This is a genomic window from Methylobacterium sp. J-090, from assembly GCF_022829345.1.
In the GTDB taxonomy this organism is placed as follows: domain Bacteria; phylum Pseudomonadota; class Alphaproteobacteria; order Rhizobiales; family Beijerinckiaceae; genus Methylobacterium.
This window is the reverse complement of the sequence record NZ_JAKSXV010000098.1, coordinates 1-13,967: the sequence shown is the minus strand read 5'-3', so window position 1 is coordinate 13,967 and position 13,967 is coordinate 1. Positions and strand designations below refer to the sequence as shown.

Here is a 13,967-nt window from a genome sequence, read left to right as displayed (position 1 = left end):
ACGTCTTGCGACACGGGTGCTACCTCGAAGCCGTGGTCGGGGTTCTGGTCGTGGTCGTGCGGGTGGTGACGGTGCGGGTCGTGACCGAGCCGGTGGTGCGCGGCTCATTGGCGCCGGGCTTCTCCTTCGGGGTCGCGGTGGCCGCGAGCAGTCGGCCGATCTCGTCGCCGCGATCGGGCCGCGCCGGAAGGTCGGCGAGGCGCCCGAGATGCGCCGTGCCGATGGGCTCGAGGGCGAGGTGGCGCGCCACCGCCGCCTGGAGCCGGTCGGGCCGGGTCAGCAGCTGCCACTCGGCGCGCAGGACCGCGATGGCCTGGCGCTCGCGGTGGAGCTGGCTGCGCGCCTTGGAGACCTGGCCGGCCTGATACAGCGTGTCGTACTTGATCGAGTAGGCGTAGATCGCCGAGCCGATGAGACCGAGGACGGCGAGGACGTTCAGCAGACGGATCACCGGCGTGCGCTCCTGCCAGTCCGCTCCGGCAGGGCCGCGAGGGTCTCGATGGCGGCCAGGGGCGCGGGCGCGGGCGCGTCCGTGCGTTCCACCGCGCGCAGCTTGGCCGAACGGGCGCGCGAGTTGGCGAAGATCTCGGAATCGGAAGGCAGGACAGGACCCTTGGTCACGGCCGTGAAGCTGCGGGGGGCCGGCGCCTCCAGGCTCGGCAGATGGCGCGAACCCTGCGCCGCGCGGCCGCTGCGGGCCGAGAAGAACTGCTTGACGATGCGGTCTTCCAGGGAATGGAACGTGACGACGGCGAGACGCCCGCCGGGCCGCAGGATGCGCTCGGCCGCATGCAGGGCCTGGACGAGTTCGCCGAGTTCGTCGTTCACGGCGATGCGCAGGCCCTGGAAGGTCCGCGTCGCCGGGTTGATGCCGCTCGCCGGATCGGCCCAGACCACGCTGGCGACCACCTCGGCCAGGGCCGCGGTGGTCTCGATCCGACCCTTGCGGCGCGCCTCGACGATGGCGCGGGCGACGGCGCGGGACCGCCGCTCCTCGCCATAATGGTAGATGATGTCGGCGAGATCGCCTTCCTCAGCGTCGTTGACGATGTCGGCGGCGCTGCGCCCGGCGCGCTCCATCCGCATGTCGAGGGGGCCGTCGTGGCGGAACGAGAAGCCGCGCTCGGCCTGATCGATCTGCATGGACGACACGCCGATATCGAGGACGACGGCATCGGCTTGGGGCCAACCGGCCTCGCGCACGCAGGCGTCGAGAGTGCCGAAGCGACCCGGCACCAGGGTGAGGCGCCCATGCGCGGACGCGACCAGTGGCGCGCCGCCCGCGATGGCGCCCGGATCGCGGTCGATGCCGAGAACGTGGATGGCCGGATCGGCGCCGAGCATGGCGCGGGTGTAGCCGCCGGCCCCGAAGGTGCCGTCCACGGCGAGCGTCCGGCCCAGCAGATCGAGGGCGGCCAGCACTTCGGCGAGCAGCACCGGGACATGCGGCGCCCCGTCGCTCGCGGGACGAGGGTCGCGCACGCGCTTCATCGCCCGGCCCCGAAGGCGCGACGGTTCTGAATTCGGGGCGTCGAAGACGCGACGGGGATGGAGCCGCGCATGCGTCCCTTCCAAGAGCCTGGGCCGCCTCGCGGCGGCGCGGAGAGACGGGACGTCACCGGATCGGCGCGGAGCGCGACCGCTCGCATGGACACCGCCGCGACCGTGTCGGGCTGCGTCCGTCGATCCGAAAATCGCCGTTGACGGGATGAATCGGGGTACCATGGGCCTCTGAGCGCCGTCAACGAACGGGACCGCATGGGATCGGCCCGGTCCGATCAGACCTCAGCAAGGTTAACCGAGGGTAAGTTTTTCGCCGTGTCGTGATCGTGTCGTCGCCGCACGTTCGGATCGACCGCGAAGTGGATCAGTCGGCCTTTAAGCCGGGTTCTGTAGGGCCTGGACGACCGTTAAGGGTCCCCCTGACGTGGCGGCCATTCCTCTGGGACGATCGTTGCCGATGCGCCTCGAGCAACCAACCCGGGCGACGGGCCTGGAGAGAAGCCTGGCGGGCCGCGAGGCCCACCGTGTCGCCCCTATTCGGTCTTGCTCCCGGTGGGGTTTGCCGTGCCGTCCGCGTTGCCGCGTCCGCGGTGCGCTCTTACCGCACCCTTTCACCCTTACCTTGCAAGCAAGGCGGTCTGCTCTCTGTGGCACTGTCCCTGGGGTCGCCCCCGCCGGACGTTATCCGGCACCGTCTCTCCATGGAGCCCGGACTTTCCTCCCCGGACGCGAGGCCCGGAGCGGCCGCCCGGCCGACTGATCCGGCGTGGATGTGCGCCGCGGATCGTGACGCGGTCAAGGGCGGGGTGCCGCAAGCCGCTGCCGAGGGACGCGGCATGCCGGGATTTTCGGCACCCGGTTGTGCGGTCCGACCAGGGTTCTACTCTGAAACCGGGCGGTCGCCGCGTCGGCGCGGCGCCCCCCTGGACCAAGATGGGAGGTGACCATGGCGACGGATGAAACGGCCTGGACGCTGGAGAAAGTTCAGGAATTGCGGACCCTGGCCCGCGAGCGGGTGCCGATCTCGGTGATCAGCCTCAGGCTCAAGCGGCCCATCGAGTCCATCTCGGCCAAACTGGCCGAACTCGGCATCACGCCGGCCCCCGAAGTGGGCGCCGACTGACGCTCAGGTCCCCGCGAAGCCGTCGGCCGCGCGGGGGTCGTCCGGCTGAGGGCTCCCGGCTACCAGGAACCGGTGTTCTCCATGGAGACCCACGGCTCCCGCGGCGGCTTGGCCTCGCCCTTCTGCAGAAGCTCGATGGAGATCCCGTCCGGCGACTTCACGAAGGCCATGTTGCCGTCGCGCGGCGGCCGGTTGATGGTGATGCCCGCATCCCGCAGCTTGGCGCAGAAGGCGTAGATGTCGTCGACCTCGTAGGCGAGGTGGCCGAAATTGCGTCCGCCTGTGTAGGTCTCCGGGTCCCAGTTGTGGGTCAGCTCGATGACCGGCGCCTGGGTCTCGCGGGCGGTCGCCGCGTCGCCGGGGGCGGCGAGGAAGACGAGGGTGAAGCGACCCTTCTCGTTGTCGACGCGGCGGACCTCCGTCAGCCCGAACGTGTCGACGTAGAAGGCGAGTGCCCGGTCGAGATCGGCCACGCGGACCATGGTGTGTAGAAAACGCATCGTCGTGAACTCTCCTGAAGGTGCGGCCTATGTGGTGGCCGGGCGAGCCCCGTCAACGGCCGATCCCATCGTCAACCCCCTCAACGAGCGCGCGTTGCGCCCGGACTCGAAGCGCTCCAAGAGGAAGGCCTGCGACAGGCGAGGCATCCATGCGCACCGAAACCCCGATCCCGATCCGGCTCGCCGATTATCGCCCGAGCGATCACCTCATCGACCGGGTCGCCCTCGACATCCACCTGCACCCGCACGCGACGGAGGTGCGCGCGACTCTGACCCTCCGGCCCAATCCGGCCGGCCGCGCGGGGGTCGAACTGGTGCTCGATGGCGAGGACCTGACGCTGCTCTCCGTTGAGCTCGACGGGGTCGGCCTCGCGCCGGACGCGTATCGGGTGACGGAGACCGCCCTCACCCTGGCTCAGCCGCCGCAGCGGGCTTTCACCCTGACGATCCGCACGCGGATCGATCCCACGGCCAACACCCGGCTCATGGGCCTCTACCGCTCGAACGGCGTCTACTGCACCCAGTGCGAGGCGGACGGCTTCCGACGCATCACCTACTTCCTCGACCGGCCCGACGTGATGGCCGTCTACACCACCCGCATCGAGGCCGACCGGACGGAAGCGCCCGTGCTGCTGGGCAACGGCAACCCCATTGAGGCCGGGGATGCGGGGTCGGGGCGGCACTACGCCGTCTGGCACGATCCCCACCCGAAGCCCGCCTACCTGTTCGCCCTCGTCGGCGGGCGCCTCGACCGGCTCGGCGGGCGTTTCACCACGAGCGAGGGGCGCGCCGTCGAGCTCGGCATCTACGTCGAACCCGGCAAGGCGGAGCGCGCCGCCTACGCCCTCGACGCGGTCATCCACTCCATGGCCTGGGACGAGACCGCCTTCGGCCGGTCCTACGACCTCGACGTGTTCAACGTCGTCGCCGTGTCGGACTTCAACATGGGCGCCATGGAGAACAAGGGCCTCAACATCTTCAACGACCGCTACGTGCTCGCCAGCCCCGAGACCGCCACCGACGCGGACTACGCCGCCATCGAGACGATCATCGCGCACGAATACTTCCACAACTGGTCGGGCAATCGCGTCACCTGCCGGGACTGGTTCCAGCTCTGCCTCAAGGAGGGCCTCACGGTTTTTCGCGACCAGGAATTCTCCTCGGACATGCGCTCCCGGGCGGTGCACCGCATCGGAGAGGTCCGCACCCTGCGCGCCCGCCAGTTCCCCGAGGATGCCGGGCCGCTCGCCCACCCCGTGCGCCCGCAGCAATATGCCGAGATCAACAACTTCTACACGGCCACCGTCTACGAGAAGGGCGCCGAGATCGTACGGATGCTGCGCACGCTGCTGGGCGCGGACACGTTCGCCCGGGGCATGGACCGCTACTTTGCGGAGTGCGACGGCACGGCCGCGACGGTGGAGGATTTCCTCGCCGCCTTCGCCGTCGTCTCGGGGCGTGACCTCACCGCTTTCGCGCGCTGGTACGAGCGCCCCGGCACCCCGATGGTGACCGTCGAGGACGAACACGACCCGGTCGCCCGGACCCAGACCCTACGGTTTCGCCAGGAGCTGAACGGGAACTCCGAATCACCCCTCGTCATCCCGGTGGCCCTCGGCCTCGTCGGCCCTCACGGGGTGATCGACGAAGCCGTCTGCAACCGCGTCCAGGACGGCGTCTTCGTGCTGGAGCGGGCCGGCGACACCATCACGTTCACGGATGTGCCCGTCGCCCCGGTCCTGTCCCTGTTTCGGGGGTTCTCCGCGCCCGTGCACATCGGAGCTGCGGCGACGGATGCCGACCGCCTCGTCCTCCTGGCGCACGACACCGATCCGTTCAACCGGTGGCAGGCGGCGCAGGACGTCGCCATGGCGCGCCTCGTCGCCGAGTCCCGTACCCCGGCGCCGGACGCGGCGGATGACGGCCTTGTCGCGGCCTTGGCGACGTTCCTCGATGCGGAGGCGCTTGGCGACCCGGCCTATGCCGCCCTCGTGCTGACGCTGCCGAGCGAGGGGGACATCGCCAACACCCTGGGCCGGGACATCGACCCCGACGCGATCCACCGCGCCCGCACCCTTCTGCGCCGACGCCTCGGACAGGGCCTCCACGACCGTCTGATCCGCCTGCGCGAGACCTTGGCGGACCGGCCTGGCACGCCGTTCTCGCCGGATGCCGCCGCGGCCGGCCGCCGGGCCCTGCGCAACATCGCCCTCGATCTCATCGCGGCCGCCGACCCGCGGGCTGGTGGCGACCTCGCCCTGGCGCAGATCGAGGCGGCGACGACCATGACCGACCGCCTCGCCGCCCTGGCGGTCCTGGCGCAGATTCCAGGTCCGGCCCGTGAAACCGCCCTCGCGGGCTTCGCGGAGCGCTACGCCGACGAGCCGCTCGTCCTCGACAAGTGGTTCGCGATCCAGGCCATGATCCCGGAGGAGGCCACCCTCGCCCGCGTCCGCCGACTCCAGGCTCATCCGGCCTTCGCGATGACCAACCCGAATCGGGTGCGATCCCTCATCGGCAGCTTCAGCGTCGGCAATCCGACCCAGTTCAACCGGCCGGACGGGGCCGGCTACGACCTCCTCGCCGAGACGGTCACGACCCTCGACGGTACCAATCCGCAGATCGCGGCCAAGCTGCTCACGGGGTTCAGCGCGTGGCGGACGTTGGAGCCGGAACGACGAGCCCAAGCGGAACAAGCACTTACGGCCATCCGTGCCCGCACGGGCCTATCACGGGACGTGTCGGACATCGTCGGACGCATGCTGTAAATTCGGCAAACCATTGTTGTTAATGGTGAATTTCTTCCACGGTCAAGCTCCATCGAATCGGCGTACTAAAAGTTGCATTACGACGGAACCCGCAAAAAAGCGTGGACAACTCCGCAGTGAAAATGGTGTTATGAATGCGATTCGAAGCGCGACGCGATCGCGCTTCCACGACGATTCATCCTAACCGCGGGGTCAGACCATGCTGGAGGCGGATTCCGCTTCCCTCTCCGCGCGTGCGGATACGATTCTTGGAATTCATCGCCCGCAGACCGCGACGCATACCCGTTTCGTGCAGGCGGAGACCTGGCTTCGCTTCGCTCTGCCGGCCCTGTTGGCGACTTTCCTGGCCTGTCTGGCGATCGTGGAGAGCCTGCACCTGAATGCCCAGCGGCAGGACACGATCCGCCATGCTGTCGCGGATATCGATGCCCTGACGCGGCTGGTCGCCGCCGCCCTGGTTCAGTCCGACGGGAACGACGCCGACCTGAGCGGTCGCCTTTCCGCGCTTCTTCCCGCCCATCTCCTTCCGGACGGGCGCCAGCTTCTCATCGTCGGCAACGACGACGTCATCGTCGCCGCGATACCGCCCTGGACCGGCAGCCAGACCCTCACCGGACATCTCGGCGAGATGCAGGCCCTCACCACCCTGCGCGAGCGCGCCGGCGTGATGAATGTGGCCCTGGCCGACGGCAGTCCCGCCCTGGGCGCGCTTCGCAGCTTGTCGGCCGGACGCGGACAGGTCGCAGTGCTGCAACCCCTCGCGGTCGTCACCGCCGCCTGGAGCGTGCAGATGCGCAATCATGCCATCCTGCTGGGGGCCGCTGCCCTGGTCATCGTCGGCACGGGAATCGCCTACGTGCTCCAGACCCGCCGCGCCTATGCGGTCGATCGGGTCTGCGAGCAGATCAAGCAGCGCCTCGACACGGCGCTGGGCCGTGGCCGTTGCGGCCTGTGGGACTGGGACATCCCGCGCGGCCGGATCTACTGGTCGGACTCCATGTACACCCTGCTCGGATACCGTCGCGAGCGCGAGTTCCTCTCCTTCGGCGACGTCAACGCCCTGGTGCATCCCGAGGACGGCGACCTCTACAGCCTCGCCCGCCACCTTGCCGCCAGCCAGTCCACCGTCGACCACGAATTCCGGATCCGGTCGGCCTCTGGGATCTGGACCTGGATGCGCATGCGTGCCGAGATCGTCCCCGACACCGTGACCGGCGGCCGCCACCTCGTCGGCATCGCCCTCGACGTCACCGAGCAGCGCAATCTGGCCGAACTCAACGCCACCGCCGACATGCGCCTGCGCGACGCCGTCGAGGCGATCTCCGAGGCCTTCGTCCTGTGGGATACCAGCAACCGCCTCGTCCTGTGCAACTCCAAGTTCCGGCACCTCCACGCCCTGAGCCAGGACGATGCCGTACCGGGACGGCGCTACGGAGAGATCATGGGACGCGGCGTGCTGCCGCCGATCCGCCGCGAGATGCGCGAACTCGAGCATGCGGGCGCTACCGCCCGCACCTTCGAGGCGGAACTCACGGACGGGCGCTGGCTGCAGATCAGCGAGCGGCGCACCAAGGATGGGGGCTACGTCTCCGTCGGCACGGACATCACCAGCCTGAAACGCCATCAGGAACAGCTCGTGGCCTCCGAGCGCGAACTCCTCGCCACGGTCAAGGATCTCAAGCGCTCGCGCCGGACCCTCGAACTCCAGACCCAGCAGCTCGCGGACCTCGCCGAGCGCTACCTCGATCAGAAGGCCCAGGCCGAGTCGGCGAACCAGGCCAAATCCGAATTCCTCGCCAACATGAGCCACGAGCTGCGCACACCGCTCAACGCGATCATGGGCTTTGCCGAACTCATGGAGAGCGGGGTCTACGGCGTCCTCGGTTCTCTACGCTACACGGAGTACTGCCGGGATATCCGTTCGAGCGGCGACTACCTCCTGTCGGTCATCGACGACATCCTGAACATGTCGCGCATCGAATCCCATCGGGTCAGACTGGTCCGCCGCGAGATCGAACTCGCCCACGCCATCGAGGCGGCACTCAAGCTCGTGGCCGAGCCGGCCCGGGCCAAGTCGCTGACCATCGACGTCGATCTCGTCGAGGGCCTGACGGTCCTGGCCGACGAGCGAGCTCTGCATCAGATCCTGCTCAACCTCGTCCAGAATGCGGTGAAGTTCACCCCCGAGGGCGATGGCCGGATCATCGTGAAGGCGCGGCCGTCGGGGGATGCCGTAAACATATTCATTGAGGATACGGGAATCGGCATCCCCAGGGCGGCCCTGCGGCGCCTCGGTGCCCCGTTCCAGCAGGTCGAGACCAACCTCACCCGGACCTACAAAGGCTCCGGCCTCGGCCTCGCCATCGCCCGATCCATGGCCGAGTTGCATGGCGGCTCCCTGCGCCTGCGCTCGCAGGAGGGCCTGGGCACCATCGTTCTCGTACGCCTGCCGGCCCCGACGCCGGAGCGCCTGCGTGACGTCGCCTTCGAGACATCCCAGGAGACCGTCGCGTCCCTGCGCGATGCGGCGGGGGCGACGCCGCGCCTCGGCCGGATGGAGCCGGCCGCCGGCTGATACCGTGTCCGCTCGATCAGGGCGGATGGGGATCGGCAAGGCAGCGCGGCGCTCGCGCGAAGGCGGCTTCCGCCTCGCCGAAGCGCTCAAGCGATGGTCGTAGGACCGTCCCCTTCAGGCGAGGAGGCGATCGAACAGGGTCCGGACCTCGGCGCGGCGCTCGTCGAGCTGAACCATCAGGTGGGCCGCGTCCGGCATGCCCAGCGCCACGGCCAGACGCGTCATGGCAATGGGCGAGGCCTGGGTCGGGTCGCCCTCCACCATCAGCCTCTGCCAATGCAGGACATCGTCGAACTGCCGGTAGGCACCGCGCAGGCGTTCGGCATCGTCGCGGGCCAGGAGACCGTGCTCGGCCGCCCGCGCCAGCACCTCCGCGCCCGCCACGCCCGCGAGATCGGGGAATCGGGCGCCATGCGCCAGGACGAGGGCCTGGACCAGGAAGTCGAGGTCGAGGAGACCGCCCGGCGCGAGCTTCAGATCGAGGGGGCCGGAATCGCCCTTCTCCTCGGCCACCAGGGTCCGCATGGACTGCACGGCGCCATACACGTCGGCGGCCGCGCGCGGGCGCGTGACGATGGCGCGGATCGTGTCGAGGAGTTCGGCGCCGAACCCAGCATCGCCGGCGATCACCCGCGCGCGGGTCAGGGCCATGTGTTCCCAGAGTTCGGCCTCGGTCTCATGATAGGCTCGGAACCCGCGCAACTGCACGGCGACCGGCCCTTGTCCGCCGCCGGGCCTCAGGCGCAGATCGACCTCATAGAGGCGCCCCCGCCGGGTCGGGACGGTGAGGGCAGCGACGAAGCGCTGGATCAGGCGGTTATAGGCCACCGCCGCGTCGAGGGGGCGCGATCCGGCGCTCAGGCGTGCCTCGGGATCGAAATCGTAGACCATGACGAGGTCGAGATCGGAATCCGCCGTCAGCTGGCACGATCCGAGCCGGCCGAGTCCGAGGATTGCGAGGCGCCCCTTCGGCACCGCCCCGTGCTCGGCAAAGAAGGTCTCCGAGACCTGCTCGAGGGCGGACGCGACGACCGCATCGGCCACGGCCGTATAGGCACGGCCCGCCTCGGCCGGCGCGAGGATGCCCGAGAGGAGACGTGCGCCGGTGAGGAAGCGCAGGTGCCGGGCTGCGTCGCGGCTGCGATCCAGGAAATCCTCGTGGTCGGCCGGGTGTCCGAGGAGGGCCTGAAAATGCGCGGCGATCCCGCCGGGCTCCGCGGGCGGCGCGGAAAAGTCACGCTCCAGCACCGCATCGAGGACGTGCGGGCTGAACGAGACGGTCTCGGCCAGGCGCGGCGCCGTCCCGAGCAGATCGGCGAAGAGCAGGCGCAGGCGCTCGTTGGAGCGCAGGATCGTCAGGAGCTCGAGGGCGGCGGGCATCCGGGCGAAGGCCCGGTCGAGGGTTTCCAGGGCCGCATCGGGCTCGGCCGTCCCGCCGAGGGCCTGCAGCAGCGCCGGGACGAGTTCGGTAAGGACCTCCCTTGCCCGCGCCGTGCGAACGGCGGGACGGCGCCCGAAATGCCAGCCGCGCACGGTCTCGACGGCGCGCTCGGCCTCGCGAAAGCCGAGGGTGCGGAGGGTGGTGAGGGTTTCGGGGTCCTCGCCGGTCCCGCTGAAGACGAGATCGCCCACCGCCGACGACAGGTCCGGCTCTGCCTCGAACAGGAGGGCGTAGTGGGCCTGGACCCGGCGGGCATGATGCAGCAGCGCCGTCTCGAACTCCGCAAGCGTCGAGAAGCCCGCGAAGCGCGCGAACCTTTCGAGATCGGCGGGTTCCGACGGCAGGCGCTGGGTCTGCTCGTCGCGCACCATCTGGATACGGTGCTCGATGGTCCGTAGGAAATCGTAGGCCTTCGCCAGTTCGTCGCGGGCCGTCGCGTCGATCCAACCCTCGTCGGTCAGGGTGGCGAGCATCTCCACCGTGCGCCGTCCGCGCAAAGCCGGCCGGCGTCCGCCGAACACGAGTTGCTGGGTCTGGACGAAGAACTCGATCTCGCGGATGCCGCCGCGCCCGAGTTTGATGTCGTGCCCGGCCACCGCGATGGTGTCGTGTCCACGCACGGCATGGATCTGCCGCTTCATGGCATGGACGTCGGCGATGGAGGCGAAATCGAAGTACTTGCGCCAGACGAACGGGCGCAGATCTTCGAGGAAGCGTGCGCCGAGGGCGAGATCGCCGGCGATGGGCCGGGCCTTGATGTAGGCCGCGCGCTCCCAGTTCTGGCCGAGGGTCTCGTAGTAGAGATACGCGGCGTTCAGGGACACGGCCGTCGGCGTCGAGCCCGGGTCCGGCCGCAGGCGGTAATCGACGCGGTGAACGTAGCCGTCGGCCGTGCGCTCCTGCAGGAGCTTGGCGATGCCCTGTGCGAGCTTGGTGAAGAACTGCGTCGGTGCGAGCCCTTCCTTGAGGGGGGCGTCGGCGGAATCGAAGAACACCACGAGATCGATATCGCTGGAGTAGTTCAGCTCGCCCGATCCGTGTTTGCCGAGCGCCAGGATGACGAGCCCGGACCCGGTCTGTGGATCGTTCGGATCGACGGGCAGGAACCGCCCCGCCGCCGCCGCTTCGGCCAGGACGGCGTCCGTCGCCGCCAGCACCGACGCATCGGCGAAGTCGGAAAGGGCCGCCGTCACCCCGTCGAGGGTCCAGAGCCCCCCGAGATCGGCGAGGGCCACGAGGAGCGCGTGCTCCGTGCGGTTCACCCGCAGGGTGCGGGCAATGGCGAGGGGGTCGCCGATGCCGCCGGCGGCGCGCTGGCGCGCCACGAGATCGGCATGCGCGGTCTCGGGGGATTGCGAAACCAGCACGGCGAACCGCGCCGGATCGCGCGCCACGGCCTGCCACAGGAACGGCGATTGCTCCGTCAGCGCGAGGAGGAGCGCTCGCAGGGGGGCATCGAGCAGTCCGGCGGGAAGCGCATCCTCGATATCGGCGAGGAGCCGGGCCGCTGCCGCCGGATCGACCAGGGGCGGGGCCCGGCGCAGGCGGTGGTGGAGGCTGCCCGACTCGGTCATGCACGGTCTCCCACGGCGAGGGCCGGAAGGGTTACCACGACGGCGAGGCCCGGGGCATTGTCCTCGAGTTCCAGGCTGCCCTGGTGCAGGCGCACGATGGCCGCCACGAGGCTGAGCCCGAGGCCGAACCCGGGCCGCGAGCGGGCGTCCTCCAGGCGAACGAACCGGTCGAGGACGCGGCCACGCGCCGCCTCCGGAATACCGGGTCCGCGATCGGATACGACGAGGCGGATCGCGTCGGCGCCCCGCTCGGCCGTGACCCGGATACCGCCTCGACTCGGATGCGCGGCCCCGTACTTCACCGCGTTGTCGATGAGATTGGCGAGCGCCTGGCCGATGAGTTCGCGGCTGCCCACGAACCAAAGGCCATCCTCGGCGAAGACGTCGAGGGACAGGCCCGCCTCGGCGGCCACGGCCTCGTAGAGTTCGCCGACCTCGCGCGCCGTCGCCCCGATATCGAACGCCGCCACGAGTTCCCGGGCGGACACACCCTCCAGGCGGGCAATCATCAGGAGAGCGTTGAACACCCGGATCAGACCGTCGCTCTCCTCGATCACCCCTTCCATGGCGAGACGCAGTTCCTCGGCATCGGAAGCCGAACGCACGGCCTCTTCGGCCCGGTTGCGCAGACGGGTGAGCGGCGTCTTGAGGTCGTGGGCGATGTTGTCGGACACCTCGCGCAGCCCCAGCATCAACTCTCCGATGCGCTCCAGCATCTCGTTGAGGTTCTGAGCCAAGCGATCGAGTTCGTCGCCGTTGCCAGCCACCGCCAGGCGCCCCCCGAGGTCACCCGCCATGATCCGCCGGGTGGTCTCCGTCATGGCGTCGACCCGCTTCAGTACGCGGCTCGCCACGAACCAGCCGCCGACGACACCAAGGATAATCACCAGCAGCAGGGACGTGCCGAAGGTGCCGCCGATGACCGAACGCAGGCGGTCGCGCTCCTCGACGTCGCGACCAACGATGAGGCGAAAGCCCCCCGGCAGGGTGAAGATCCGCATGATCGCGCGGTGATCGAGGCTGGACGAGCCGCCGCGGGCATAGGAGGCCTCGGTCTGTCCCGGCTCGGCGAGGAGTCCTGGCGGCAAGGCACCGACGTTGCCGACCACGTGCTCGCCGGCCGCCGTGGTCACGAGGTAGAGGGACGCCCCCGGCTCGCCGGCGCGGCGCTCGACCACGGAGATCAGGCGCCGCAGCCCGCCGGACTTGTACTGCTCCGACAGCCCGTTGATTTCCGCCTCGATGGTGGACACCATCTGGTCGTCGAGCACCCGGCCGGCGTTCCAGGCGACGTAGCCCAGCGCCAGGAAGGCGAAGGTGGCGAAGACGAGCAGATAGGCGAAGGACAGCTTGAAGGCCGTCGTACGAAAGACGTTCTGAAGTTTGACGTGGCCGCGCGTCGGCGAGGATCGAGGCTTTCGAAGACCGGCGGCCATCAGCTGCCGCGCGCTTCGTCGGCACGCACGACATAGCCCGCCCCGCGCACGGTGTGGATGATCGGCCGCTCGAAATCCTTGTCGACCTTGGCCCGCAAACGCGACACGTGGACATCGATGACGTTGGTCTGCGGATCGAAATGGTAGTCCCAGACGTGTTCGAGCAGCATGGTCCGCGTCACCACTTGGCCGGCATGACGCATGAGGTATTCGAGTAGCCGGAACTCGCGCGGTTGGAGGACGATCTCGTGTCCCGCCCGGGTCACGCGACGCGACAAGCGGTCGAGTTCCAGGTCGCCGACCCGGTAGGCCGTGGTCTCGGCGATCCCCGCTGGCGCAACGCGGCGGCGGGCCAGAATTTCGGCCCGGGCGAGCAGTTCCGAGAAGGCGTAGGGTTTGGGGAGGTAGTCGTCGCTGCCGGCGCGCAGACCCTTCACCCGGTCATCGACCTGACCGAGCGCCGACAGGATGAGGACCGGCGTCGTCACGGCCTGCTCGCGCAGGGCGCGGATCAGCGACAATCCGTCGAGCTTGGGCAGCATCCGATCGACGATGAGCATGTCGTAATCGCCTTCGCGAGCCAGCGCGTAGCCGTCGAGGCCGTCATGGGCCAGATCGGGTACGTGACCGGCCTCGCGGAAGGCCTTGGCGAGATAGGACGCCGCCTCACGGTCGTCCTCAATGATGAGTAGGCGCATGGGGCCGAACGATACGGCCTCGCTGCGCGACGGGGAAGCAGTTCCCATGGCCCCCTCCCCTTCTCGACCAAGGCGGAGAGGATGGCGGCGGGCCCATGACGGGACGCTGGCGGGCCGATGACGGTTTGGTCATGTACGAGGGCCGCGAACGCGAACAGGCCGCCCTGTTGAGGGGCGGCCTGTTTCGGGGGTGATCGTCTGGAGGGAGTGTTTGTGATTGATGTGCTGTGCAGGTCTGGCGGCGACCGACTCTCCCGTGTCTTGAGACACAGTACCATGGGCGCTGGTGCGTTTAACGGCCGAGTTCGAGATGGGATCGGGTTCTGGGCACACCGCTCAAACCACCAGA

The 13,967-nt window shown here is 69.2% G+C and carries 9 protein-coding genes, 1 rRNA gene and 1 other RNA gene; 3 read left to right on the top strand and 8 right to left on the bottom strand.

Going from position 1 to position 13,967, the window contains the following annotated elements:
• Window positions 1–19: 19 nt before the first annotated feature.
• From MKK49_RS19600 to rnpB, 3 genes are all read right to left on the bottom strand, one after another.
• Entirely contained in the window at window positions 20–451 is a 432-nt protein-coding gene (locus MKK49_RS19600; RefSeq protein ID WP_244031446.1) for a hypothetical protein, read from the bottom strand.
• A complete protein-coding gene (gene rsmH, locus MKK49_RS19595) occupies window positions 448–1,491 on the bottom strand; it encodes a 16S rRNA (cytosine(1402)-N(4))-methyltransferase RsmH (RefSeq protein WP_409565109.1) in 1,044 nt (347 codons plus the stop codon). The genes MKK49_RS19600 and rsmH overlap by 4 nt, the downstream gene beginning before the upstream one ends.
• Before the next feature lie 372 nt (window positions 1,492–1,863).
• Window positions 1,864–2,263, bottom strand: an RNA gene (gene rnpB, locus MKK49_RS19590) — RNase P RNA component class A.
• 186 nt (window positions 2,264–2,449) lie between these two features.
• Between rnpB and MKK49_RS19585 the strand changes: the two genes are divergently transcribed.
• On the top strand, window positions 2,450–2,626 hold the full coding sequence (locus MKK49_RS19585) for a hypothetical protein (protein WP_244031444.1): 177 nt from the start codon (window positions 2,450–2,452) through the stop codon (window positions 2,624–2,626).
• Between the two features lie 59 nt (window positions 2,627–2,685).
• Here the strand turns inward: MKK49_RS19585 and gloA are convergent, their stop codons facing one another.
• Window positions 2,686–3,126 carry a lactoylglutathione lyase gene (gloA, locus tag MKK49_RS19580; RefSeq protein ID WP_244031443.1) on the bottom strand — a complete coding sequence of 147 codons (441 nt, stop codon included), beginning with the start codon at window positions 3,124–3,126 and terminating at the stop codon, window positions 2,686–2,688.
• 149 nt (window positions 3,127–3,275) lie between these two features.
• Here gloA and pepN point away from each other — a divergent pair, with 149 nt between their 5' ends.
• Complete coding sequence (gene pepN, locus MKK49_RS19575; RefSeq protein WP_244031442.1) at window positions 3,276–5,894, top strand: aminopeptidase N; 2,619 nt, start codon at window positions 3,276–3,278, stop codon at window positions 5,892–5,894.
• Window positions 5,895–6,093: 199 nt separating this feature from the next.
• Window positions 6,094–8,469 carry a PAS domain-containing sensor histidine kinase gene (locus MKK49_RS19570; RefSeq protein WP_244031440.1) on the top strand — a complete coding sequence of 792 codons (2,376 nt, stop codon included), beginning with the start codon at window positions 6,094–6,096 and terminating at the stop codon, window positions 8,467–8,469.
• A gap of 114 nt (window positions 8,470–8,583) precedes the next feature.
• Here MKK49_RS19570 and MKK49_RS19565 read toward each other — a convergent pair whose 3' ends face one another.
• The 4 genes from MKK49_RS19565 to rrf form a co-directional block, all read right to left on the bottom strand.
• Window positions 8,584–11,484 (bottom strand): bifunctional [glutamine synthetase] adenylyltransferase/[glutamine synthetase]-adenylyl-L-tyrosine phosphorylase, encoded by a 2,901-nt coding sequence (locus MKK49_RS19565; protein WP_244031438.1) that lies wholly within the window; start codon window positions 11,482–11,484, stop codon window positions 8,584–8,586.
• Window positions 11,481–12,920: a sensor histidine kinase gene (locus MKK49_RS19560; protein ID WP_244031436.1), complete on the bottom strand. Its 1,440-nt coding sequence runs from the start codon at window positions 12,918–12,920 to the stop codon at window positions 11,481–11,483. The genes MKK49_RS19565 and MKK49_RS19560 overlap by 4 nt, the downstream gene beginning before the upstream one ends.
• Window positions 12,920–13,618, bottom strand: a complete 699-nt coding sequence (locus MKK49_RS19555; protein WP_244031828.1) for a response regulator transcription factor — start codon at window positions 13,616–13,618, stop codon at window positions 12,920–12,922. The genes MKK49_RS19560 and MKK49_RS19555 overlap by 1 nt, the downstream gene beginning before the upstream one ends.
• Window positions 13,619–13,851: 233 nt before the next feature.
• Window positions 13,852–13,967: ribosomal RNA gene (gene rrf, locus MKK49_RS19550) — 5S ribosomal RNA — on the bottom strand.

What these genes read in the sequence shown, in the direction of transcription:
- rsmH (WP_409565109.1), bottom strand. Translation starts at nt 1,491, where the DNA reads ATGAAGCGCGTGCGCGACCCTCGTCCCGCGAGCGACGGGGCGCCGCAT.
- MKK49_RS19585 (WP_244031444.1), top strand. Translation starts at nt 2,450, where the DNA reads ATGGCGACGGATGAAACGGCCTGGACGCTGGAGAAAGTTCAGGAATTG.
- gloA (WP_244031443.1), bottom strand. Translation starts at nt 3,126, where the DNA reads ATGCGTTTTCTACACACCATGGTCCGCGTGGCCGATCTCGACCGGGCA.
- pepN (WP_244031442.1), top strand. Translation starts at nt 3,276, where the DNA reads ATGCGCACCGAAACCCCGATCCCGATCCGGCTCGCCGATTATCGCCCG.
- MKK49_RS19570 (WP_244031440.1), top strand. Translation starts at nt 6,094, where the DNA reads ATGCTGGAGGCGGATTCCGCTTCCCTCTCCGCGCGTGCGGATACGATT.
- MKK49_RS19565 (WP_244031438.1), bottom strand. Translation starts at nt 11,484, where the DNA reads ATGACCGAGTCGGGCAGCCTCCACCACCGCCTGCGCCGGGCCCCGCCC.
- MKK49_RS19560 (WP_244031436.1), bottom strand. Translation starts at nt 12,920, where the DNA reads ATGGCCGCCGGTCTTCGAAAGCCTCGATCCTCGCCGACGCGCGGCCAC.
- MKK49_RS19555 (WP_244031828.1), bottom strand. Translation starts at nt 13,618, where the DNA reads ATGCGCCTACTCATCATTGAGGACGACCGTGAGGCGGCGTCCTATCTC.